General features: G+C 68.0%; 22 protein-coding genes. 7 read left to right on the top strand and 15 right to left on the bottom strand.

All coding sequences use genetic code 11. From position 1 onward, the window contains the following. Positions 1–54 precede the first annotated feature (54 nt). The 13 genes from ACO2SS_RS22945 to ACO2SS_RS23005 all read right to left on the bottom strand — a co-directional run bounded on the left by ACO2SS_RS22945 (position 55) and on the right by ACO2SS_RS23005 (position 10670). Positions 55–693 carry a glutathione S-transferase family protein gene (locus tag ACO2SS_RS22945; RefSeq protein ID WP_423280163.1) on the bottom strand — a complete coding sequence of 213 codons (639 nt, stop codon included), beginning with the start codon at positions 691–693 and terminating at the stop codon, positions 55–57. Further along, entirely contained in the window at positions 690–1034 is a 345-nt protein-coding gene (locus ACO2SS_RS22950; RefSeq protein WP_423280164.1) for a type II toxin-antitoxin system PemK/MazF family toxin, read from the bottom strand. The genes ACO2SS_RS22945 and ACO2SS_RS22950 overlap by 4 nt, the downstream gene beginning before the upstream one ends. After that, complete coding sequence (locus ACO2SS_RS22955; RefSeq protein WP_423280165.1) at positions 1015–1353, bottom strand: AbrB/MazE/SpoVT family DNA-binding domain-containing protein; 339 nt, start codon at positions 1351–1353, stop codon at positions 1015–1017. Before ACO2SS_RS22955 ends, ACO2SS_RS22950 begins: the two co-directional genes overlap by 20 nt. A gap of 51 nt (positions 1354–1404) precedes the next feature. Next, positions 1405–1947 (bottom strand): acetolactate synthase small subunit, encoded by a 543-nt coding sequence (gene ilvN / locus ACO2SS_RS22960; RefSeq protein ID WP_423280166.1) that lies wholly within the window; start codon positions 1945–1947, stop codon positions 1405–1407. A gap of 26 nt (positions 1948–1973) precedes the next feature. Further along, positions 1974–2657 carry a glutathione S-transferase family protein gene (locus tag ACO2SS_RS22965; RefSeq protein WP_423280167.1) on the bottom strand — a complete coding sequence of 228 codons (684 nt, stop codon included), beginning with the start codon at positions 2655–2657 and terminating at the stop codon, positions 1974–1976. A gap of 99 nt (positions 2658–2756) precedes the next feature. After that, positions 2757–3887: an NAD(P)/FAD-dependent oxidoreductase gene (locus tag ACO2SS_RS22970; RefSeq protein WP_423280168.1), complete on the bottom strand. Its 1131-nt coding sequence runs from the start codon at positions 3885–3887 to the stop codon at positions 2757–2759. 246 nt (positions 3888–4133) lie between these two features. Then, positions 4134–6218 carry a 3-hydroxyacyl-CoA dehydrogenase NAD-binding domain-containing protein gene (locus tag ACO2SS_RS22975; RefSeq protein WP_423280169.1) on the bottom strand — a complete coding sequence of 695 codons (2085 nt, stop codon included), beginning with the start codon at positions 6216–6218 and terminating at the stop codon, positions 4134–4136. 87 nt (positions 6219–6305) lie between these two features. Next, a complete protein-coding gene (locus tag ACO2SS_RS22980; protein ID WP_423280170.1) occupies positions 6306–6659 on the bottom strand; it encodes an ArsR/SmtB family transcription factor in 354 nt (117 codons plus the stop codon). After that, a complete protein-coding gene (locus ACO2SS_RS22985; RefSeq protein ID WP_423280171.1) occupies positions 6646–7089 on the bottom strand; it encodes an SRPBCC family protein in 444 nt (147 codons plus the stop codon). Before ACO2SS_RS22985 ends, ACO2SS_RS22980 begins: the two co-directional genes overlap by 14 nt. A gap of 71 nt (positions 7090–7160) precedes the next feature. Then, positions 7161–8585: an FAD-binding oxidoreductase gene (locus tag ACO2SS_RS22990; protein WP_423280172.1), complete on the bottom strand. Its 1425-nt coding sequence runs from the start codon at positions 8583–8585 to the stop codon at positions 7161–7163. 296 nt (positions 8586–8881) lie between these two features. Continuing rightward, on the bottom strand, positions 8882–9169 hold the full coding sequence (locus ACO2SS_RS22995) for a type II toxin-antitoxin system RelE/ParE family toxin (protein WP_423280173.1): 288 nt from the start codon (positions 9167–9169) through the stop codon (positions 8882–8884). A 1-nt stretch (position 9170) separates the two neighbouring features. Next, positions 9171–9413, bottom strand: a complete 243-nt coding sequence (locus ACO2SS_RS23000; RefSeq protein WP_423280174.1) for a ribbon-helix-helix domain-containing protein — start codon at positions 9411–9413, stop codon at positions 9171–9173. Positions 9414–9467: 54 nt separating this feature from the next. Then, positions 9468–10670: an acetyl-CoA C-acyltransferase gene (locus ACO2SS_RS23005; protein ID WP_423280175.1), complete on the bottom strand. Its 1203-nt coding sequence runs from the start codon at positions 10668–10670 to the stop codon at positions 9468–9470. A gap of 272 nt (positions 10671–10942) precedes the next feature. Here ACO2SS_RS23005 and pimA point away from each other — a divergent pair, with 272 nt between their 5' ends. The 7 genes from pimA to ACO2SS_RS23040 all read left to right on the top strand — a co-directional run bounded on the left by pimA (position 10943) and on the right by ACO2SS_RS23040 (position 19304). Beyond that, positions 10943–12625, top strand: a complete 1683-nt coding sequence (pimA, locus tag ACO2SS_RS23010; RefSeq protein ID WP_423280176.1) for a dicarboxylate--CoA ligase PimA — start codon at positions 10943–10945, stop codon at positions 12623–12625. 88 nt (positions 12626–12713) lie between these two features. Further along, a complete protein-coding gene (locus tag ACO2SS_RS23015; RefSeq protein ID WP_423280177.1) occupies positions 12714–13547 on the top strand; it encodes a hypothetical protein in 834 nt (277 codons plus the stop codon). Positions 13548–13627: 80 nt separating this feature from the next. Beyond that, the gene (gene pimC, locus ACO2SS_RS23020) at positions 13628–14839 is read left to right on the top strand and encodes a pimeloyl-CoA dehydrogenase large subunit (RefSeq protein WP_423280178.1); all 1212 of its coding nucleotides are present in this window, start codon (positions 13628–13630) and stop codon (positions 14837–14839) included. Between the two features lie 108 nt (positions 14840–14947). Next, positions 14948–16099: an acyl-CoA dehydrogenase family protein gene (locus tag ACO2SS_RS23025; protein WP_423280179.1), complete on the top strand. Its 1152-nt coding sequence runs from the start codon at positions 14948–14950 to the stop codon at positions 16097–16099. 27 nt (positions 16100–16126) lie between these two features. After that, the gene (locus tag ACO2SS_RS23030; RefSeq protein ID WP_423280180.1) at positions 16127–17371 is read left to right on the top strand and encodes an acyl-CoA dehydrogenase family protein; all 1245 of its coding nucleotides are present in this window, start codon (positions 16127–16129) and stop codon (positions 17369–17371) included. 11 nt (positions 17372–17382) lie between these two features. Continuing rightward, a complete protein-coding gene (locus tag ACO2SS_RS23035) occupies positions 17383–18426 on the top strand; it encodes a phosphotransferase family protein (RefSeq protein ID WP_423280181.1) in 1044 nt (347 codons plus the stop codon). A gap of 113 nt (positions 18427–18539) precedes the next feature. After that, positions 18540–19304: an SDR family NAD(P)-dependent oxidoreductase gene (locus ACO2SS_RS23040; protein ID WP_423280182.1), complete on the top strand. Its 765-nt coding sequence runs from the start codon at positions 18540–18542 to the stop codon at positions 19302–19304. On the opposite strand, the gene ACO2SS_RS23045 is transcribed toward ACO2SS_RS23040, so the two are convergent. Next, the gene (locus ACO2SS_RS23045; protein WP_423280247.1) at positions 19291–19665 is read right to left on the bottom strand and encodes a type II toxin-antitoxin system RelE/ParE family toxin; all 375 of its coding nucleotides are present in this window, start codon (positions 19663–19665) and stop codon (positions 19291–19293) included. The two genes, ACO2SS_RS23040 and ACO2SS_RS23045, sit on opposite strands and share 14 nt — an antisense overlap. After that, positions 19662–19925 carry a type II toxin-antitoxin system ParD family antitoxin gene (locus tag ACO2SS_RS23050; protein WP_423280183.1) on the bottom strand — a complete coding sequence of 88 codons (264 nt, stop codon included), beginning with the start codon at positions 19923–19925 and terminating at the stop codon, positions 19662–19664. Before ACO2SS_RS23050 ends, ACO2SS_RS23045 begins: the two co-directional genes overlap by 4 nt. Between the last annotated feature and the right edge of the window lie 28 nt (positions 19926–19953).

The raw sequence follows: 19953 nt of genomic DNA on the forward strand, positions 1-19953 counted from the left end.
GAGAAGCCTCCAGTTGGGAGGTCTCAACGGCGGCCCGCGACCGCCGTTCCGGCGTCACGGCAGCGCAATCCCCTCCCGCTGCAGGGCCCGCTGCACGGCCGGACGCTCGCCCATCCGCCTCGCATGCGCGGTCCAGGCCGGGAACTCGCGCGCCATGTCGTATCCGAGCACGGAGCCCCGCCCCCAGGTCCAGAAGGTGAAGATGTAGGGGTCGGCGACGGAATAGCTGTCGCCGGCAGCCCAGTCGGAGGCCGAGGCCGCAAAGCGCTTCTCGACCTGTGCCCACACATCCCGGCAGGTCTCGCGCCCCTTCTCCATCACGTCCGCCTTGGCGGCATCGCTCGTGGCATAGCGCTCGGGCCGGCGGATATGCGCGTAGGAGACATGGATGGTCGAGGCGCACCAGCCGAGCCATTCCACGCACCGCGCCTCGTCGCGCGGATCGTCCGGCCACAAAGCCGCCGTCGGATACTTGCGGGCGATGTAGCGCAGCACGGCCGGGTTCTCGGTCACCACGAACCCGTCATCCGAGAGTGCCGGAACGCGCCCCTTCGGGTTGATGGCGAGGTATTCGGGCGTCCGCTGGGCTCCGTCCGCCAGCTTCACGAGGACGGGCTCGTAATGCGTGCCCGTCTCCTCGAGGGTGATGTGCGGGGCGAGCGAGCAGGCGCCGGGGGAGTAGTAGAGCTTCATTGCGTTTCCTCAGCCAGACCTAGAAGGGCCTTAAGACGCCCACGCACTTCCGCAACAAGAGCGTCCGGCGCGGTTTCGATATGTTCCTTGAGGCGCGAAGCGCGATGCAAGGTCCTGATCTGATCCACCAGGACGAAGCCGACGGTCTTCAGTCCAGGAGGCAGCATCACGTCGAACGGCCAATCGCGGTCAGTCTTGGAGATCGGGCAGACGATCGCCCGCGTGGACCGCCCGTGGTAGGTCCGGTCCGTGAGGATCAGTACAGGCCTGCGTCCGGCCTGCTCCGTCCCAAGCACCGGGTCCAGGACGGCCCAGACGATCTCACCGCCGTTTGGCAGCACGGCCGCTCAGGACGTCATCAAGCGTGATTTCACCGCGCGAATACTCGTCGTCGATGATCTCGGAGCCGCGGTCGGGGCCCCAGTCGATCGTCTCGGGCTCATCCTCCGGCTTCATCTGAGCGACGAGCTCTTCCAAGCTGTAGATCGGGATGCCGCTGGCCGTGTAGCGGCGCTCACCCTCCCGGGGCGCGACCTCGAGCTTCGGCTTGTTGGCGGTCAGTTCGACGATCTGTCCCTCGCGGAAACCCAGGTCGCGCACGATTTCGGCCGGCAGGCGAACCGCGAGGCTATTCCCCCACCGGGCGATCTTGGCTTGCATAGGTCGCTCCAAGCCGGACGGATATACGTCGGATATCCGCCCTCCGCAAACTCACATGGGGTCGGCGCCCCGCCCCATCGCGGCGACGCCGGTACGGGAGACCTCGACGAGCCCGACGGCAACCATCAGGTTGATGAAGCGCTCGACCTCGTCCGTCGTCCCGGTGAGTTCGAAGACGAAGGAGGACAGCGTCGCATCGACGGTCTTCGCGCCGAAAGCGGAGGCCAGCCGCATCGCCTCGACCCGGGTCTCGCCCTTGCCCTGCACCTTCACGAGCGCGAGCTCGCGCTCGATGGCGTTCCCCTGGACGGTCAGGTCCACGACGCGGTGGACCGGGACCAGCCGCTCGAGCTGGCTCTTGATCTGTTCCAGGATCGCGTTCGTGCCGGCCGTCACGATCGTGATGCGCGAGAGGTGCTTCTCGTGCTCCGTCTCCGACACCGTCAGGCTCTCGATATTGTAGCCGCGGCCGGAGAACAGGCCCGCGATGCGCGCCAATACGCCGGGCTCGTTGTCCACCACCACAGCAAGCGTGTGCCGGGCCACGGGTTCAACGAGCGTCGGGTCGGGGTAATGCGTATTCATGGCGTTCATCGGAGGCGCTCCACTCGGCCGGACGTCTAGCGGACCAGGCGGAAATTGGCGACCGGTTCCTCGTCGACCTCGTCCTCCTTGTAGAACCAGGGTTCCTGGAGCGCGGCAGCGCGCCATTCCCCGAAGGCAGGCAGGCCCAGGATGGCCGACATATAGGCGTGCGAAACGGGCGAGACCTTCACCGAGTAGGTCTCGAAACGAGTCACGACCGGCGCATACATCGCATCCGCGGCCGAGAAGGCGCCGAACAGGAACGGCCCGCCCTGGCCGAACCGTGCCCGGGCATCCTGCCAGAGCGCGTCGATGCGGGCGACGTCGCGGGACACGGCCTCGCCCCGATCCTTCGGTCCGAAGCGCTTCCCCAGGTTCATCGGGCAGCCATTGCGGAGAGCCTGGAATCCCGAATGCATCTCCGCCGAGATCGAGCGCGCCAGGGCGCGCGCCTCGCGGCTCTCTGGCCAGACCTGCGCCTGGGGCCATCGCTCGGCCGCGTATTCCATGATGGACAGCGAGTCCCAGACGGCGACCGAGCCATCCTTGAGGATCGGAACCCGGCCCGCCGGCGAATGCTCGCGGATGCGGTCGGACGTGTCCGGCTGCCCGAGCGGGATCAGGATCTCGTCGAAGGCGATCCCGAGTTGCTTCAGCAGGAGCCATGGACGCAGCGACCACGACGAATAGCACTTGTTGGCGATCACGAGCGTCGGCATGGCATTCCCTCGGGAGGACAGCCCTTCTGTCCGATGCGACGGACCGGACGCCAACAAAAAGACGTCAGGTCGACGATCACGGGCCCTGATGAATGCGCGTCAGAGCGCAGGCAGGCGCCCCGGCGCGAGCTGCGCCTCGGTGACCCCGAGATCCGCGATCGGCTCCGGCATCGTCCCGCGGACGATCAGCCCCGCCGTGACGGCGGCAAGGGCCGGTGCGGTATGGAAGCCGTAGCCCCCCTGCCCCGCAAGCCAGAAGAAGCCGGCAGCATCCGGGTCGAAGCCGACGACGGGCGTCTTGTCCGGCGCGAAGCTGCGCAGGCCGGCCCAGCGGCGGGCGATCCTGCGGATCGGCAGGTCGGCGACCTGCTGGATCCGATCCACCGCGATGGCGACGTCGAGTTCGTCCGGCTGGGCATCCATGGGCTCGCTCGGCGTCTCGTCCGCCGGTGAACCGAGAATCATTCCCGCATCGGGCTTGAAGTAGAAGGCTTCGCCTGGGCCGATGACCATGGGCCACTCTCGGGCGGAGACGCCCTCCGGCGGTGCGAAGAGGAAGGCCGTCCGGCGCTTCGGCACGATCCCGCGACGCGCCACCCCGGCGAGACCCGCGACCGTGTCGGCCCAGGCACCGGCCGCGTTGATGACGATCTCGGCCCGCACCTCCCCGGCCCGGCTCCGGATCTGCCAGCGGCCATCTCGCCTCTCGAGCCCGGTGACCTCGGCGCGCGGCAGGACCTGGGCGCCATGGGTCCGGGCCACGCGCAGGAAGCCCTGCAGGCAGCCATGCGTGTCGATGTCCTGCGCGTCCGGTTCGAGAACGCCGCCGTGCAGCCAATCCTCCCGCAGCGCCGGCACGAGACGGCGCGCCTGCTCGGCATCGAGCAGCCGCACGCCGGGCACCAGGGCGCTCGTCTCGGCATGGAGAGAGGCGAGCGCCGGGAGGTCGCCCTCCCCGCCGATATGCAGCACGCCGCGCGGCGTCAGGAGCGGATGCTCGGCAAACCCCTCGGGCGGGGCGCTCAGGAAGGGGCGGCTCGCGACCGTCAGCGCGCGAACGACGGCGTTGCCGTAGGTCTCCGTGAACAAGGCCGCCGAGCGGCCTGAGGCGTGATAGCCCGGCTGGTCCTCCTGCTCGAGCAGGACGACGCGGCGGTGAGGAGCGAGGTGAGCGGCCGCCGAGGCGCCGGCGATGCCGCCCCCGACGATCGCGATATCGGCTTCGATCATCCGTTATCCATCCGCCCTTCCGTCATGCGCGGTGACGGCTACGAAACCATCTCGCTCAATCTCGAAGCAAGGCTTGCTCCCTAGATCCCGCTCGCAACAACCGGGACAACAGGGACATCAATGGTCGAAACCGCCTTCTGCTTCGCGATCGGGGTCGTCTTCCCGCTGGCGAGCGTCGTCTGGCTCATCGCGGCGCATTGAGCGCGCCGAGACGCGCTCAATGCTTCGTCGAGGGAGCCTTCGGGCTTACACCGCGCCCGTAAAGGTCTCGCCCGCCTCCGCCTTGCGGCGAAGCAGTTCGGAGGGCTTGAACTCGGGACCGAGCTCGCGCTCCCACTGCTCCATCCGGGCGAGGACGTTCCTGAGGCCGACCGTGTCGGCGTAGAACATCGGCCCGCCGCGATAGACCGGCCAGCCATAGCCGTTGATCCAGACCATATCGATGTCGGAGGCGCGGATGGCCTTGCCCTCCTCGAGGATCTTCGCGCCCTCGTTGATCATCGGGTAGACCAGCCGCTCGAGGATCTCGGAATCCGAGATCTGCCGGCGCGTGATGCCCTTCTGCTTGGAATGGTCGAGCACCATCTGCTCGACGATCGGCGAAGGCGTCGCCTTGCGGCTGGAATCGTAGTCGTAGAAGCCGGCGCCCGTCTTCTGGCCCCGGCGATCCATCTCGCAGAGTTTTTCGCGCAGCGTTTCGCCCTTGCTCGTCTCGCGCGACCAGCCGATATCCAGGCCCGCGAGGTCGCTCATGGCGAACGGCCCCATCGGCAGGCCGAAATCGTAGAGGACGCGGTCGACGTCCCACGGCATCGCGCCTTCCTCGACGAGGCGGTTCGCCTCGCGCTGCCGCTCGGCCAGCATGCGGTTGCCGACGAAGCCGTAGCAGACGCCGACCAGCACGCCGATCTTGCCGATCTTGGGCGCGAGCTTCACGGCGGTGGCGACGACATCCTTCGAGGCCTTCTCGGCCCGCACCACCTCGAGCAGCTTCATCACGTTCGCGGGCGAGAAGAAATGCATGCCGATGACGCTCTCCGGCCGGCTCGTGACCGAGGCGATCTCGTCGACATTGAGATAGGAGGTGTTGGAGGCCAGGATCGCGCCGGGCTTGGCGATCTTGTCGAGGCGGGCGAAGACCTCCTTCTTGATGTTCATGTCCTCGAACACGGCCTCGATGATGAGGTCGGGCTTGGACAGCTCGTTGAAATCCAAGGATCCCTTGATCAGGGACATGCGCTTCTCGACGTCTTCCGGCTTCAGCCGCCCCTTTGCTGCCGTCGCCTCGTAGTTCTTGCGGATGATCGACAGGCCGCGATCGAGCGCTTCCTGCTTCATCTCGACGATGGTCACCGGGATGCACGCGTTCAGGAAGTTCATCGCGATGCCGCCGCCCATCGTGCCGGCCCCGATGATGCCGACAGAGTTCACGGGCTTGGTCGGGGTGTCGTCGGGCAGGTCCGGGATCTTGCGGACCTCGCGCTCGGCGAAGAACACGTAGCGCTGGGCCTTCGACTGCGTGCCGTCGATCAGGCCGAGGAAGAGCTCGCGCTCCCTTGCGAGACCCTGGTCGAACGGAAGCTCGACGGCAGCCTTGACGGCCTCGATGCAGGCGGCCGGCGCCTCGAAGCCGCGGAACTTGCGGGCATTCGCCTTGGCGAAATCAGCGAAGATCTCCGGCTTGCCGCGGGCCGAAGCCGTCCTGTCGGACAACTCGCGCACCTTGCGCGGGCCCTTCCCGTCCGCAACGAGGCGCTTTGCGAAATCCACTGCCGCCTGACGCAGGTCGCCTTCCGGCGCGAGTTCGTCCACGAGACCCGATTCCTTCGCCTTCGGGGCGGGCACATGCTCCCCGGAGGTGATCATCTCCAGCGCCCGCTCCGCGCCGACGACGCGCGGCAGGCGCTGCGTCCCGCCGGCACCCGGGATCAGGCCGAGCTTCACCTCCGGCAGGCCGACGCGCGCGGAGGGGACCGCGACCCGGTAATGGCAGCCGAGCGCCGTTTCCAGGCCCCCGCCGAGCGCGGTGCCGTGGATGGCCGCGACGACCGGCTTCGGCATGTCCTCGATCTGGGTCACGAGTTCGCCGAGCGGCACGCCCTTCGGGGGCTTGCCGAATTCCGTGATGTCGGCGCCGGCGAAGAAGGTGCGGCCTTCGCAGATGAGGACGACGGCCTTCACGGCCGGGTCGGCGGCAGCCTCGCGCATGCGGGCCGATACGCCGTCCCGCACGGCGGCGCCCAGCGCATTCACGGGCGGCGAATTCACCGTCACGACGGCGATGCCGTCCTCTACCTTCAGGTCCGTTACGCCGGATTGAGTGTCGGCCACGATGCTACCTCCCTAAAGCTGAATGCCCAGTCTGGGAGGCGTGTATCGGCAGGATCGGTGCCGGGGCAAGGCCGCCCGGCCGGTCGGTCAGCCCCGGCCGGCGGGATCCTCGACGAAGAGCCTGAGCCGCCCCAGCGCATCATCCCACTGCGCGGCAACGCTCTCCAGGTAGGAGCGCGCCTGACGGAGGGCCTCCGGCCGGAGTTCGAACCGGCTCTCCCGTCCCAGCCGGGTGCTGCTGACGAGCCCGGCCTCCTGGAGAACATGCAGGTGCTTGGTGACCGCCTGCCGGGTGAGTCCCTTGTCGACCGCCAGAGCCGAGATGGAGCGCGCCGAGCCGTCGCTCAGGTCCTTGATGATGGACAGCCGAGTCTCGTCCCCCAGCGCAGCGAAGATCAACGCGGGACTGGAGGAGAAGAATGCCGGCTCAGCGCTCGACATGCGCCTTGATGTTCCCGGCCTGCTCCGCCCAGCCCTGCTCGTTGCGGCGCATGAATTCGACGCGCCGCTCGGGCGGCAGGGCATCGAACCCCGATTCGACGACGGTCAGCCGGGTTCCGGCCGGGATCGGCGCCAGCGAAAATTCGACCCGGGTCCAGGGCGCCTGATCCGCGTCCTCGTCCGCAGCCTCGATATGCGGCCATTCGAACGCAAAGCGGCGGGGCTCGTCCATGACCAGGACCCGTGCGTCCCACGGAAAGGCCTCGAAACCCGGGTAGGTCATCCGCCCGCGCGACCGGGAGCCCACGACGAAGGGCCCGTCGAGCCTCACCCGGAACCAGGCTCCGAACTCTTCGTGATCGGTCAGGGCACGCCAGACGCGCTCGACCGGCGCGTTGATCTCGATCGACTTCTCGACACGATCCGACATGAGCAACCCTCCGGTTGCTCATTCCTATGCCAGCCTCGGACGCGATGCGCAACCGACTTGTTGCGCGATGCTCAATGCGCGGGATGGATGTTCTGGTTCATCCGGAACATGTTGTGGGGATCGTACCGCCCCTTGATCTCGGCCAGCCGGCGATAGTTCGCCCCATAGATCCGCTCCACCCGCTCCCCCTCGTCGGCGGGCATGAAGTTCACGTAGGCCGTCCCGGTCGCGAACGGCTCGGTCGCCGCGAAGAACTCCCGCGCCCAGCGGATGCAGGCATTGTCCTCATGGTCCTGCCGCCAGCGGGTATGCACGTTCATCGAGAAATGCGTGTCGCGGGCCGGGAAGGCCGTTGCGTTCGACTGGATCTGGCTCATTCGCCCGCCGAGATGGGCGATGAACACCTCGCACTCGTCGCCGGGGAGCGTCTTCACCGCCCGGGCGATGACGTCGATCAGGCTGTCGGGCAGGGCCTCGAAGTCGTGGCTCTTCCAGTAATTGCGCGCGCCAGGCGTGAGGAGCGGATCGAAGGCGGCCTGCCAGTCGACGAAGCGGTGCGGCCCGACCACGTCCGCGATGGGCCGGCCGATCGAGCGAAGCTGGCGCGTCGCGGCCTCCCCGGCCACGAGATCCCCGGCGTAGCACATGGCGAAGATCAGGACCTCGCGCCCGTGCCACTCGGCCGGGATGAAGGGCAGCGGCGGCGCCTTTCGCATCACTACCCAGCAGCTGAGCTCGTCGGGAGCGCGGTCGACCGCCTCCCGGTATTGGCGAAGCAGATCGGCCGCGTCGTCGAACGGGTGGATGACGAGCCCGGAGATGACCTCGGGATCGAGCGGCTGCAGGTCGAACTCGAAGCTGGTGACGATCCCGAAATTGCCGCCGCCGCCGCGGATGGCCCAGAACAGGTCGGGATTTTCGAACGTGCTCGCCCGGAGGAAGCGGCCATCGGCCGTGACCACGTCGGCGGCCGAGAGATTGTCGATGGTCAGCCCGAACTTGCGGGTGATCCAGCCGAAGCCGCCGCCCAGCGTCAGGCCGGCGATGCCCGTCGTGGAGTTGATGCCGGTCGGAACCACGAGGCCGAAGGCCTGCGTCTCGCGATCCAGGTCCCCCAGGGTCGCGCCGGGCCCCACCCAGGCTCTCGCGGTCGCCGGGTCGACCCGGACGGAGTTCATCGGCCGGAGGTCGATCATCATGCCGCCCTCGCAGACGGCGTTGCCGGCGATGTTGTGGCCGCCGCTGCGGACGGACACGACCAGTTCGTGCTCGCGGGCGAAATTGACGGCGCGGATGACATCGGCCGCGCCGAAGCACCGGACGATTACAGCGGGCCGTCGATCGACCATGCCGTTCCAGATGGTGCGGGCGCCCTCAAAGCCCTCGTCGTCCCGCAGCAGGGTCTCTCCGCGAAGGCCGGCCCTGAAGGCGAGGAACGCGTCCGGCGACAGCGCCGCGCTGTGGCCTGTGAACGTCGTGATCGAGAGCATGGCCATGTCGTCTCTCCCGCGTGAGGACGGTCGATTCAGCCGATCGCTCGGGCCGGCTCCCTCCCGGCCAGCGGCGCATCGTTCGGGCCCGCGGGGCCGCCAGCCGAGCCGAACTGGCCGGCCTGCGCCTCTCCGCAAGCCCTCCTGCGAAGGTCCTGCCGCCCGATGTGGCTGTCAACGCCTCAAAAGAGGCAGGGAAGGCATCGTCCTCTCATGTCGCCGAGCGGGCGTTTCCGGACGGGAATGCGCTGAAGCCGCTCGCAACCGAATACACGGCCGAGGACCGAGGCGCGGCGCGCCGCTCAGAGCTTATCGAGATCAGGAAGGCGGCGTTGATGGAGTACAGCCAGCACGAGAACGCGGCCGTCCTGCTCGCGGTAGAAGATCACGTGTCGTCCGTGCTCATGGCGCCGCACGCCAGGCCGGACGCGCACCGGCCTGCCGATGTGAGGATTGTCGCCGATCAGCTCCAAGCAGGCCTTGAGCCCGTCCCGATAGCGTTCAGCCTGTCTCGGGCCAAAGAACGTCAGGCTGCGGGCGAAAATGTCGGCGAGATCGGCTTCCGCGCGAAGCGTAAGCCGGTACGGCATCTCAGCCCGCCCGTCGGGACCATGCGGCCGCCGCGATCTCGTCCACCGAGCGATCGCTGAGACCGCCAGAATCGGCATCGTCCAGTAGGCGCCCGAGTTCCTCCTGACTCAGCTGCCGCTCGTCGCGGTCACGTTCTATCAGCGAGCGCACATAGTCGCTCGCCGTCGTGTACTCTCCGGACCGAACGCGCTCGTCGAGCCAGGCCGTACTCGCCTCAGGCAGCGAGATGGTCAACGTGGCCATCCATTCCTCCGCTCCGATGGCGAACCTCCGTCGCCGGCTCCCGGCAAGATCGTATCAGAAAATCTCGAACAGGCCCGCCGCGCCCATGCCGCCGCCGACGCACATGGTGACAACGCCGTACTTGGCGCCCCGGCGCTTGCCCTCGACCAGGATGTGGCCGGTCATGCGGGCGCCGGACATGCCGTAGGGATGGCCGATCGAGATCGCGCCGCCGTCGACGTTCAGCCTCTCGTTCGGGATGCCGAGCTTGTCGCGGCTGTAGAGCACCTGGCAGGCGAAGGCCTCGTTCAGCTCCCAGAGGTCGATGTCGTCGACCGTGAGCCCGTGCTGCTTCAGGAGCTTCGGCACTGCGAAGACGGGCCCGATCCCCATCTCCTCCGGGCCGCAGCCGGCCACCGCCATGCCGCGATAGGCACCGAGCGGCTGAAGGCCACGGCGCTCGGCCTCCTTCGCCTCCATGAGGACGCATGCGGAGGCGCCGTCGGACAGCTGGGAGGCGTTGCCGGCCGTGATGAAGCGGCCCTCCTTCACGCGCTGCCCGTTCTTGAAGACGGGCTGCAGCTTCTCCAGGTCCTCGAGGCGGGTCTGCGGCCGGTTGCCTTCGTCCTTGTCGAGCGTGATCTGGCGCGAGGAGGTCTCCCCCGTCGCCTTGTCGGTCACCAGCATGGAGGCCGTGAGCGGAGCGATCTCCTCCTTGTAGCGACCGGCATCCTGCGCCTCTGCGGTGCGGCGCTGCGACTGGAGCGCATATTCGTCCTGCGCCTCGCGCGAGACGCCGTATCGCTCGGAGACGATCTCGGCCGTCTCCAGCATGGTCATGTAGAGCTGGGGGATGCGCTCGACCAGGAACGGGTCGGCCGCGCGGAAGCGGTTCTGGTGCTCGTTCTGGACGAGCGAGATCGATTCCAGCCCGCCGCCGACCGCGACCTGCATGCCGTCCACGATCACCTGCTTGGCGGCCGTCGCGATGGCCATCAGGCCGGAGGCGCATTGCCGGTCCATGCTCTGGCCGGCGACACTCTCCGGCAGGCCGGCGCGCAAGGCCGCCTGGCGCGCGATGTTGTAGCCCGTCGAGCCCTGCTGGAGGGCCGCGCCGATGATGACGTCGTCGACCTCGCCGGGCTCGATGCCGGCCCGCTTCACGGCTTCCGCGATGGCGTGCCCGCCAAGCGTCTGGGCCTGCGTGTCGTTGAAGGCGCCGCGATACGCCTTGCCGATCGGCGTGCGGGCGGTGGACACGATGACGGCTTCACGCATGGGCGTTGCTCTCCCGGGAGTCTGGCGTCGGCCGCCAGCGCAGATCACGGGCCTGTCCGGCCGGACGGCCCCTTCCCGTGCATATCGCGCCAGCCCGCGCGTCGGGCAAGTCCGCGTTCAGCGAGCCCGGGATGCACGCGAAAGTCGCACCCCCGCCGCTTGGCATCCCATGCGCCGGGGGCATAATGACCGCCGAAAAGCCGTGCGGTGGCGCGGCGGAACGGCAAAAACCGAGGAAACGCGATGTCCAGTCCTGCCGACCGGGAGCGGGCGTGAGCACCCGGCCCTTCGCCTGGGAACGATCCTATCCCGCGGGCCTGTCCTGGGATGCCCCGATCGTCATCGGAACCGTTCCCGACCTGCTGCGGGAGGCCGCGCAAACCTTCGGGGACAGGACCGCACTCGAGTTCCGCGGCCGCGCCGTCAGCTATGCCGGACTGCTGCGCCAGGCTGAGATCACGGCAGCGGCGCTCATCCGGGCGGGGATCAGCCGCGACTCGGCCGTCGCCCTCCATCTTCCCAACACGCCCTATCACCCGTTCACGTTCTTCGGCGGCACGATGACGGGGGCGAGGGTCGTGCATCTCTCGCCGCTCGACGCCGAGCGGGAGCTTGCGCACAAGCTGAAGGATTCCGGCGCCCGGACGCTCGTCACCACCAATATCGGCGGCATGTACGAGCGGGCCGAGAAGCTGCTCGACATGGGCCTGATCGACCTCCTGATCGTCGGCGACGACGCGGAATGGGGCCCCTCGCCCGTCCCGGCCTCCTCCCCGATCAACGAGCGCCCGCGCGTCATGAGCTTCGCGTCGTTCACGGCGGGCGCGGAGCCGACCGGCCCGCTGCCGGAGATCCGGCCCGAGGACGTGGCGCTTCTCCAGTACACGGGAGGGACGACGGGGCTGCCGAAAGGCGCCATTCTCAGCCACGCAAACCTGACTGCCGCGGTGTCGATGTACGCCACCTGGTTCGGCGCGATCCCGAAGGACCGGACGGGGCATGACAGGATCCTGTGCGTCCTGCCGCTCTTCCACATCTATGCCCTGACCACGATCCTTCTTCGCGGCTTGAAGCGCGGCGCCGAGATCATGCTGCGTCCCCGCTTCGACGTGGAGCAGACGCTGCGCGACATCGAGGTCGGCCGGGCGACCCATTTTCCGGGCGTGCCGACCATGTGGATCGCGCTCTCTGGCGTGCCCCGAATCGAGGAGCGGGACTTCTCCTCCCTCGCCTATTGCGGCTCCGGCGGCGCGCCTCTCCCGGTCGAGGTGGCGGAACGATTCCAGCGGCTGACGGGCCATCGCCTCGTCGGAGGCTGGGGCATGACCGAGACCTCGCCGGCCGGAACGAACCGCCTGTCCGCCGGACCGACGAAGCCCGGCACTATCGGGCTGCCCCTCCCCGGCGTCGAGATGGACATCTGCTCGCTGCAGGATCCCACCAAGGTGCTGGCACCGGGCGAGGTCGGCGAGCTTCGGATCAGGGGACCGAACGTCACCCGGGGCTACTGGAACAAGCCGGAGGAGACCGCCGCCGCCTTCGTGGGCGATTGGTTCCTGACCGGCGACATCGGCTACATGGACGAGGACGGCTTCTTCTTCATCGTCGACCGCAAGAAGGACATGATCATCTCGGGCGGCTTCAACGTCTACCCGCAGATGATCGAGCAGGCCGTCTACGAGCATCCTGCCGTCGAGGAATGCCTGGTCGTCGGCGTGCCCGACCCTTATCGGGGCGAGAGCGCCAAGGCTTTCGTCAAGCTTCGCGCCGGGTCCGAGCCGTTCACGCTGGAAGAGCTTCACGTCTTCCTGAAGGACAAGCTCGGCCGTCACGAGATGCCGCATGCGCTCGAGATCCGCCCGGCGCTTCCCCGGACCGGCGTGGGCAAGCTCTCCAAGCTGGAATTGCGGGACGAGGAGCGCCGGAAGGCCGCGGCGCAGCGCGGCGCGGCCTGAGGAAGCCCGCCGCGTGAGCGCACGCACCTCTCGCCAGCAGCATGCGGCGTATTCTCCTTACGACACGGACGGTGGGGGGGTTGAGGTCATGAGCGGGAGCCTGGATTCTGCCGTGCTCGGCGGCATGCGGGAGAAGGATGCGGCCGTCTTCGCCGAGGCCGCGCGCTGGTTCGAGCTCTTCATCCTGGTCCGCGCGACCAACCCGCATTCGCTGCCCTACATGAGCCAGGACGGCTATTCGGCGAAGCGGCTGGACTGCAAGGCAAAGACCGCCGATCTCGACGTGATCATCGAAGGTCGGATCTACAAGACGGCCGGACTGGTGGTCGACCCGAACGTGGTCGGTCACTCCGCCTTCAAGGGCGGCAAGCACGCCAAGGCGCTGGAGGAATGGGGGAAATTCGCTCCAAAGGTCACGTCCGGGATCTACGACCGGAGCGGCCGGCCGACGAAGACCTATTATCCCGGTGGCGGCCTCTACGGCGTCCAGATGAACCCGCAGCACAAGCATTACGGCTGCGTGATGTTCTCCTCCAACTCGCTGATCTCAGCCGCCACCTACATCCACGGCGACTATGACCTGTACGCGATCGTCGACAGGGATTCGCCCCTGGACACCGTGTTCGTGACCGAAACCCGCCTGGGCGAGAAGCATGTCCGGTCCAAGGAGCTGACGGACGTGCAGACCTATGTGAACCGCCGTCTCGGCCGGCCCATGGTGCTGCATGGCGACCAGGAAAAATACGCCCCCCACTCGGACGAGGACGTCTACGTCTTCTTCCCGGATGCGCGCGCGCCGCGCGTGCTGTCCGGCCAGCGCGAGATCGAGCAATTCTATCTGTTGACGCTCGGCGGTCGACAGACCGGCGGCAAGAACGCTCAATTGATGTCGGCCGGGGGGCTCTGGCAACGCGTGCGTTGATGGGGCATTGAGCTTCTGAAGCGCGCCGCAACGGCGGCGATCGGCTGGGCCGGTAACGGTCCGGGCGGAGGAGACGACAGATGGATCTGCGGTTCACCCCAGAGGAGAACGCCTTCCGCGAGGAGGTGCGCTCGTTCTTTCGCGACAACCTCGATCCGAAGCTGCGCGAGAAGCTGGTCGCCGGCCACCATTTCACCAAGCCCGAACTCGTCCAGTGGACCCGCACCCTGAACGGGCATGGCTGGGGCGTCCCGCACTGGCCGGTGGAATATGGCGGCACGGGCTGGGATCCGGTGCGCCAGTACATCTTCCTCGAGGAGCTGCAGGCCTTCCCGGCCCCCGCGCCGCTCGCCTTCGGCGTGAACATGGTCGGCCCGGTGATCTACACCTTCGGGAACGAGGCGCAGAAGCAGCGCTTCCTGCCCCGCATCGCCAACCTGGACGACTGGTGGTGCCAGGGCTTTTCCGAGCCCGGCTCAGGCTCCGACCTCGCCTCATTGAAGACGCGCGCCGTGCGCGAGGGCGACCACTACGTCGTCAACGGCCAGAAGACCTGGACGACGCTCGCCCAGCATGCGGACTGGATCTTCTGCCTCGTCCGCACCGATCCCGCTGCCAAGAAGCAGGAGGGCATCTCCTTCCTGCTCATCGACATGAAGACGCCCGGCATCACGGTGCGGCCGATCGAGACCCTCGACGGCGGGCGCGAGGTGAACGAGGTCTTTTTCGACGACGTGAAGGTGCCGGTCGAGAACCTTGTCGGCCAGGAGAACAAGGGCTGGGACTACGCCAAGTTCCTGCTCGGGAACGAGCGCACGAACATCGCGCGCGTCGGCGTGTCCAAGGAGCGGCTGCGGCGCATCCGCGAACTCGCCTCGATCGAGCGGATCGGCGAGGAGCCGATGATCAGGAACCCGCGCTTCCGCGAGAAGCTCGCCGCGGTCGAGATCGAGCTGAAGGCGCTCGAGATGACGCAGCTCCGGGTGGTCGCCGCCGAGCGCACGCGCGAGAAGGGCAAGCCCGATCCGGCCTCCTCCGTGCTGAAGATCAAGGGCTCGGAGATCCAGCAGATGACGACGGAGCTGCTGATGGACGTGGTCGGGCCGTACGCCCTCCCCTACGTGCCGGAGCCGGAAGGCGACGACGCGCATCTCTCCAACGAGCCGCCGATCGGACCCGACTGGGCCGCCTCCGTCGCGCCGACCTACTTCAACTGGCGCAAGGTCTCGATCTACGGCGGCTCGAACGAGATCCAGCGCCAGATCATCGCGAAGGCGATCCTGGGGCTGTAGCGGCCCCGCGTCATGCCCGGGCTCGTCCCGGGCACCCCGATCCAATGGGCTGCGCGGCATCTCCGATCGAGATCGCCGGGACAAGCCCGGCCATGACAAGGTGAGTGCATGGATTTCGACCTTACCGAAGAGCAGAGCCTCCTGAAGGACTCGGTCGATCGCCTGATCGCCGATCGCTACGACTTCGAGAGCCGCAAGGGGTTCATCGCCGGGCCGGACGGCTATTCACGTGACAACTGGCGCCAGTTCGCCGAGCTCGGCCTGCTCGCGGTGCCGTTCGCCGAGGAGCACGGCGGAATCGGCGGCGGTTCGGTCGAGACCATGATCGTCATGGAAGCCTTCGGGCGTGGCATCGTGGTCGAGCCGTATCTGTCGACCGTGGTGCTCGGCGGCGGCCTCCTGCGCCATGCGGGGAGCGATGCCCAGAAAGCGGAATTGCTGCCGCAGGTCGCCGCAGGCGAACTCACCCTCGCCTTCGCGCAGGTCGAGCGCGCCTCGCGCTACGATCTCTTCGATGTCTCGACCACGGCGAAGAAGGACGGCGACGGCTGGGTGCTGAACGGCGAGAAGGGCGTGGTCCTGCACGGGGACTCTGCCGACAAGCTCCTCGTCACGGCCCGCACCGGCGGGGACCGTCGCGACCGCAGCGGCATCGGCCTGTTCCTCGTCGACGCCAAGGCGCCCGGCATCTCCCGCCGCGGCTACCCGACCCAAGACGGAATGCGGGCGGCCGAGATCACGCTCGACAATGTCCGCGTCGGGCCCGAAGGCGTGCTCGGCGATCCGTCCGGCGCGCTGCCTGTCGTCGAGCGCGTGGTCGACGAGGCGATCGCGGCGCTCTGCGCCGAGGCGGTCGGCGTCATGGACCGGATGCGCGAGCTCACCGTCGACTACATGAAGACGCGCAAGCAGTTCGGCATGCCGATCGGCTCGTTCCAGGTGCTGCAGCACCGGGCGGCCGACATGGTCGTCATGATCGAGCAGGCGCGCTCCATGGCGTTCTTCGCCACCATGATGTCCGCCGCGGACGACCCGGCCGAGCGCGGCCATGCGGTCTCCGCCGCGAAGGTGCAGATCGGCCGGTCGGGCCGCTTCGTCGGCCAGCAGGCCATCCAGCTCCATGGCGGCGTCGGCATGACCCAGGAATACTCGGTCGGCCACTACTTCAAGCGCATGACCATGATCGACACCGCCTTCGGCGATGCCGACCATCATCTCTCCCGGGTCGCCGAAGCCGGCGGCCTCTTCAAGGCAGCCTGATTCATGAACACCGTGACGATCCCCCCCATGAGCGCCCGCGCCGAGGAGCTGCGCGACCGCGTCGCCGCCTTCATGGAGGAGCATGTCTATCCGGCCGAGCACGAATACGAGGACTTCGTGAACAAGGCCGCGGACCGGTGGACCATCCCGCCGGTCATGGAGGAGCTGAAGAAGAAGGCGAAGGCGGCCGGCCTCTGGAACCTGTTCCTGCCGAAGGACCACTACCCGGACGGGCTCACCAACGTGGAATACGGCCAGATCTGCGAGATCATGGGCCGCTCGCCGATCGGGCCGGAGCCGTTCAACTGCAACGCGCCCGATACCGGCAACATGGAGACCCTTATCCGCTACGCCACGCCGGAACAGCAGGAGCGCTGGCTTAAGCCGCTGATGGAGGGCGAGATCCGCTCCTGCTTCTCCATGACGGAGCCCGCGGTGGCGTCTTCCGACGCGACCAACATCCAGACCGAGATCCGGTCGGACGGCGACCACTACGTCATCAATGGCCGCAAGTGGTGGATCACGGGTGCGCCGGACCCGCGCTGCAAGATCTCGATCCTGATGGGCAAGACGGACCCGAACGCCGAGAAGCACCGGCAGCAATCCATGGTGCTCGTGCCCATGGACACGCCCGGGATCACGGTCGTGCGGCCGCTCACGGTGTTCGGCTACGACGACGCACCGCACGGGCATGCCGAGATCATCTACGAGAACGTCCGCGTGCCGAAGTCGAACATCCTGCTCGGCGAGGGCCGCGGCTTCGAGATCGCGCAGGGTCGCCTCGGCCCCGGCCGCATCCACCACTGCATGCGCTCGATCGGCGTGGCAGAGCGCGCGCTGGAGACGCTCTGCCGTCGCGCCCTGTCGCGGCATCCCTTCGGCAAGTCCATCGCCGACCAGGGCGTGACCCGTCACTGGATCGCAGAATCCCGCATGCAGATCGACCAGGCGCGGCTCCTCACCCTGCAGGCCGCGCACATGATGGACACGGTCGGCAACAAGGCCGCGCGGGCCCAGATCGCGATGATCAAGGTGGTTGCCCCGAACGTCGCCTGCCAGGTCGTCGACCGCGCCATCCAGGTCCATGGCGCCGGCGGCATGAGCCAGGACTTCCACCTCGCGGCCGCCTACGCGCATTCGCGCACGCTCCGCATGGCGGATGGTCCGGACGAGGTGCACCGCGAGACGGTCGCCAAGATCGAGCTGAAGAAGCACCAGGGCGCGAATGCCGGCCCGCGGGACAGCTTCCCGCTCTCCTCGGGCCAGTCGTGAGCCGGACGGCCATGACGCCCGAGGCCGATTCCGAGACGATACCCGTTCGGGAGGCGCATCGCTTCGACACGGCGCGCCTCGCCGAACTGCTCGGGGACAAGCTCGGCGAGAAGCTCGTCGAGCTGCGGCAGATGCGCGGCGGCCAGTCGAACCCGACCTTCCTGGTCGTGACCGACCGGGGCGAGTATGTCCTCCGCAAGCAGCCGCCCGGCGAGTTGCTGCCGTCGGCGCACGCCGTCGATCGCGAGTTCCGCGTGATCGAGGCGCTGTCGAAGACGGACGTGCCCGTTCCCCGTGCGATCCTCTTCTGCCCGGACCGCGAGGTGATCGGCACGCCCTTCTACCTGATGGAACGGCTGCGCGGCCGCATCTTCTGGGAGCCGACGCTGCCGGAGCTGCCGCGCGAGGAGCGCGCCGGGATCTACGAGGGCATGGTCGACGCGCTGGCGCGCCTGCACATGGCCGATTGGAAGAGCATCGGCCTCGAGGATTTCGGCCGGCCGGGCAACTACTTCGCGCGCCAGCTCGGCCGCTGGTCGAAGCAGTGGGAACAGTCGCGCACGCGCGACAACCCGGCCATCGACAAGCTCGCCGAATGGCTGCCGAAACACGTGCCGGACAGCGAGGAGACTGCCATCTGCCACGGCGATTTCCGGCTCGACAACATGATCTTCGCGGCCGACGCGCCGCGCGTGATCGGCATCCTGGACTGGGAGCTCTCCACCCTCGGCCACCCTCTGGCCGACCTCGCCTACAACTGCCTGCCCTACATCAACCCGCCGGCCGCGTTCCGGGGCATGCGGGGCCTCGATCTCCCGGCGCTCGGCATTCCCTCCCAGGACGAGTACCTGGCGATGTACGCGCGCCGGACGGGGCGCCAGGACAGCATCACGCCGTTCCACATGGCCTTCTCGCTGTTCCGGATCGCCGTGATCCTCGAAGGCGTCATCGCCAGGGGCAAGAAGGGCAACGCGTCCTCGGCGGACGCAACCTCCCACGGCGAGCGCGCCACGCTCCTGGCCGAGCGCGGCTGGGAGATCGCGCAGGGCGGGTAGCTCGGAGGTGCCATCGCCGGGCCTGTCCCGGCGACCTCGTCCGCGGGCGCCCGAGGGGTGCCGATCATCATCGGAATGGTCGGGGCAATCACGGCCATGACAAGGAAGCGCGCATGAGATCTCCCTTCGACCTCACCGGCAAGGTCGCGATCGTCACCGGCTCGAGCCGCGGCATCGGGCGCGCGACCGCCGAGCTCTTCGCGCGGCTCGGCGCCAAGGTTGTCGTGTCCAGCCGCAAGGAGGAGGCCTGCCGGCCAGTCGCCGAGGCCATCGAGGCGGCCGGCGGCGAGGCGGTCGTGATCCCCTGCAATATCGGCCGGAAGTCCGAGGTCGAGGCATTGGTGGCCGGTACGGTCGAGCGCTTCGGCCGCGTCGACATCCTCGTCTGCAACGCGGCCGTGAACCCGACCTACGGCCCGATGGCCGACCTGCCGGACGAGGCCTTCGACAAGATCATGGGCTCGAACGTGAAGTCGAACCTGTGGCTGTGCAGGCTCGTCCTGCCCGGCATGGCCGAGCGGGGCGGCGGCTCGATTGTCATCGTCTCGTCGATCGCGGGCCTGCGCGGGACGGAGAATATCGGCGGCTACGGCATCTCGAAGGCCGCGGATTTCGCGCTCGCCCGCAACCTCGCTGTCGACTGGGGCCCGAAGAACGTGCGCGTGAACTGCATCGCGCCGGGCCTGGTGAAGACCGATTTCGCCAAGGCGCTCTGGGAGGACGAGGCGCGCGTCGCGCAGCGCAACGCCACGACGCCGCTCCGGCGCATCGGCGAGCCGCACGAGATCGCGCCCGTCGCCGCCTTCCTGGCCTCGGATGCGGCGAGCTTCATCACCGGGCAGGTGATCGTGGCGGACGGGGGCGTCACGATCGCCTGAGGTCGTCGCGCAGAGCCGACTTGATGCGCCGGGCGGGCTCCATCGCGTCGTGGAGGACGCGCATGATCACGAGTTCCGGCGTGCCGTCTCGCCCATTCTGGACACGGTAGTAGAGCTCGTGACGGGCAGCGCGACGGCGCCGCGCCACCTGGGCAAGATGAAGCGACCGCATCGAGGGACCGAGTTCGGCCCTTGCGCGTGAGCCCTGAAGATCGGGATTGGCCGCGAGCGCCTGAATTGCGGACTCGATGAGCTCGGCATAGGCGGCGAGTTGGCGCGGACCGAACAGGTCGAAGCTTTGTCGGAGAGCGCCTGCGACATCGGCAGCCGCCAGCGGAGTGAGTCGCGCCCGCAGGCTCAGCGCTGTCGCTCCGCCAAGACCTCTTCGGCGATATCGGCTATCGTGCGCGCACTGAAGATCCCTTGTTCCGCCTGGTCGATCCCGGCCTGGACGGCCGACTTCAACAGCGCCTGCCGCTCGGCCTCGAACTCTCGCTCGCTTTCGAGGAGGAGCAGGCTCTCGCGCACGACTTCGCTCGCGGAGCTATAGCGTCCGCTGCGCACTTCGTGCTCTACGAACTCGGCGAGTTCGGACGTGAGGCTGATATCGATCGTCGGCATCGCGCCGCCTCCTTGCCCTTAGAGGAAC

It is taken from the genome of Enterovirga sp. CN4-39, from assembly GCF_049446235.1.
Lineage (GTDB): Bacteria > Pseudomonadota > Alphaproteobacteria > Rhizobiales > Beijerinckiaceae > Enterovirga.

Excerpts from the sequence above, each read along its gene's own strand:
- ACO2SS_RS22965 (WP_423280167.1), bottom strand. The coding sequence starts at position 2,657 with ATGCCGACGCTCGTGATCGCCAACAAGTGCTATTCGTCGTGGTCGCTG.
- ACO2SS_RS23015 (WP_423280177.1), top strand. The coding sequence starts at position 12,714 with ATGAGCGGGAGCCTGGATTCTGCCGTGCTCGGCGGCATGCGGGAGAAG.
- ACO2SS_RS23050 (WP_423280183.1), bottom strand. The coding sequence starts at position 19,925 with ATGCCGACGATCGATATCAGCCTCACGTCCGAACTCGCCGAGTTCGTA.
- ACO2SS_RS23005 (WP_423280175.1), bottom strand. The coding sequence starts at position 10,670 with ATGCGTGAAGCCGTCATCGTGTCCACCGCCCGCACGCCGATCGGCAAG.
- pimC (WP_423280178.1), top strand. The coding sequence starts at position 13,628 with ATGGATCTGCGGTTCACCCCAGAGGAGAACGCCTTCCGCGAGGAGGTG.
- ACO2SS_RS22990 (WP_423280172.1), bottom strand. The coding sequence starts at position 8,585 with ATGGCCATGCTCTCGATCACGACGTTCACAGGCCACAGCGCGGCGCTG.
- ACO2SS_RS23025 (WP_423280179.1), top strand. The coding sequence starts at position 14,948 with ATGGATTTCGACCTTACCGAAGAGCAGAGCCTCCTGAAGGACTCGGTC.
- ACO2SS_RS23030 (WP_423280180.1), top strand. The coding sequence starts at position 16,127 with ATGAGCGCCCGCGCCGAGGAGCTGCGCGACCGCGTCGCCGCCTTCATG.
- ACO2SS_RS22970 (WP_423280168.1), bottom strand. The coding sequence starts at position 3,887 with ATGATCGAAGCCGATATCGCGATCGTCGGGGGCGGCATCGCCGGCGCC.
- ACO2SS_RS22945 (WP_423280163.1), bottom strand. The coding sequence starts at position 693 with ATGAAGCTCTACTACTCCCCCGGCGCCTGCTCGCTCGCCCCGCACATC.
- ACO2SS_RS22980 (WP_423280170.1), bottom strand. The coding sequence starts at position 6,659 with ATGTCGAGCGCTGAGCCGGCATTCTTCTCCTCCAGTCCCGCGTTGATC.
- ilvN (WP_423280166.1), bottom strand. The coding sequence starts at position 1,947 with ATGAACGCCATGAATACGCATTACCCCGACCCGACGCTCGTTGAACCC.
- ACO2SS_RS23000 (WP_423280174.1), bottom strand. The coding sequence starts at position 9,413 with ATGGCCACGTTGACCATCTCGCTGCCTGAGGCGAGTACGGCCTGGCTC.
- ACO2SS_RS22955 (WP_423280165.1), bottom strand. The coding sequence starts at position 1,353 with ATGCAAGCCAAGATCGCCCGGTGGGGGAATAGCCTCGCGGTTCGCCTG.
- ACO2SS_RS23035 (WP_423280181.1), top strand. The coding sequence starts at position 17,383 with ATGACGCCCGAGGCCGATTCCGAGACGATACCCGTTCGGGAGGCGCAT.
- ACO2SS_RS23040 (WP_423280182.1), top strand. The coding sequence starts at position 18,540 with ATGAGATCTCCCTTCGACCTCACCGGCAAGGTCGCGATCGTCACCGGC.
- ACO2SS_RS22995 (WP_423280173.1), bottom strand. The coding sequence starts at position 9,169 with ATGCCGTACCGGCTTACGCTTCGCGCGGAAGCCGATCTCGCCGACATT.
- ACO2SS_RS22985 (WP_423280171.1), bottom strand. The coding sequence starts at position 7,089 with ATGTCGGATCGTGTCGAGAAGTCGATCGAGATCAACGCGCCGGTCGAG.